General features: G+C 78.3%; 1 protein-coding gene. It reads right to left on the bottom strand.

The window, feature by feature from the left end; translation table 11 throughout:
- The coding region (locus E1182_RS30525) for a DNA polymerase Y family protein (protein ID WP_132271189.1) at window positions 1-1,297 on the bottom strand (1,297 nt) is incomplete at its 3' end.
- Window positions 1,298-1,472 lie beyond the last annotated feature (175 nt).

Here is a 1,472-nt window from a genome sequence, read left to right as displayed (position 1 = left end):
GCGCCACACCCACCGACACCACGCCACCCGACCGCTCGACGGGTTCGCCGGACAACGGCGGCGGGCCGGGCCTAGCGGGGAGCCGCTCGTCGCCCCACGGGACCAGGCGCGTCTGGTCGGCCGGGGAGCGGCCACCACCGAGCACCGCGGTGACCACCGCCTCCGGGCCGAGGATGCCCTGCACCCGGCTCAACGCGCGGTGTGCCCGCTCCCGCTCCTCGCCGGCCTCCCCCCACAGCCCGGGTTGCAGCCCCGAACGGGCCAGCACCCCGTCCGGGACCAGTCGCAACCGGACGATCCCGGCGGTCGGCCGGGCGGGACGGGCTCCGGCACGGCCGGTACTGCCGGAGAGCCAGCCATCGAGCTGCCAGCGGACCCGGTCGGCGATGGCCGCGGCGGTGAGCAGGCCGTCGTGCCGCCAGACCCGGTGCAGTTCCTGGCCGTGCGCGGTGACCGCCTCGATGCCGAGCCGGGTGCAGGCCAGGCCGTACGCGGCGAGCCGGTCGTGCAGTCGCTCGGCGAGCGCGCGGGCGGCGAAGGCGGCCACGTCGACGCGGTCCAACGGTTCGTCGTACTCGGCGGTCACCGTCCGGTCGACGGGAGGCTGCCGGACCGCCGGCGGCCGGTCGTCCCGCCCCCCGGCGAGCCGGTGGGCCAGCGCCCCGTCGAACCCGAACCGGGCCAGCACGTCACCGGCGGGCAGCGTGGCGAAGTCACCGAGGGTACGCACGCCGAGCCGGCGCAGCAGGTCGGCCAGGGCGGGCCGGCCGAGCGCCTCGACCGGCAGCCCGGCCAGGAACGGCGGGGTTTCACCCGGGGGCACGATCCGGCCGCTGCGCGCGGCCAGCCCGGCGGCGAAGACCCCGTCGGCGATGCCGACCTGGCCCTCCACCGCGCAGGCCTGGGCCACCTGCTCGACGATCCGTTCGGCGGCCGCCTCCTCACCGCCGAGGTACCGGGCGGGGCCGCGGGCGGCCAGCGCGCAGGCACCGGGGCGTACCACCTCGACGCCGGCGACGACCTCCTCGACGGCGGCGACCACCGGCTCGAAGGCGCGGGCGTCCCGTCCGGGATCGTGGTCGAGCACGGTGAGCTGCGGGGAACGACCCTGCGCCTCCCGCCGGCGCAGGCCCCGGCGCACCCCTTCCGCCCGGGCCTGCGCGGAGCAGGCGACCACCCGGTTGGCGTGCAGCACGGCCACCGGCCCGGTGGCGGGCACCCCGTCGACGATCTCGGCGGCGATCACCGGCCAGTCCGGGCACCAGAGCAGCAGGGTACGCACCGGCTGGCCGGTCACACCGGACCGACCAGGGTGAACGCGCCGCGGGCGGCGCCGGGCGCGACGGCCGACGGGCGGGGAATGACCCGGGTGAGGTGGTCACCGGGCAACCAGACCTTGATCTCCTTCGGGCGGGCGGCGGCACCGCGTCCCCGCGCCGACACGGTGACCTCGCGGCGGCGCAGTCGGCCCC

The organism is Micromonospora sp. KC721, assembly GCF_004348355.1.
In the GTDB taxonomy this organism is placed as follows: Bacteria; Actinomycetota; Actinomycetes; order Mycobacteriales; family Micromonosporaceae; genus Micromonospora.
The sequence above is the reverse complement of the archived record's forward strand: the minus strand, read 5'-3'. Positions and strand labels throughout refer to the sequence as shown.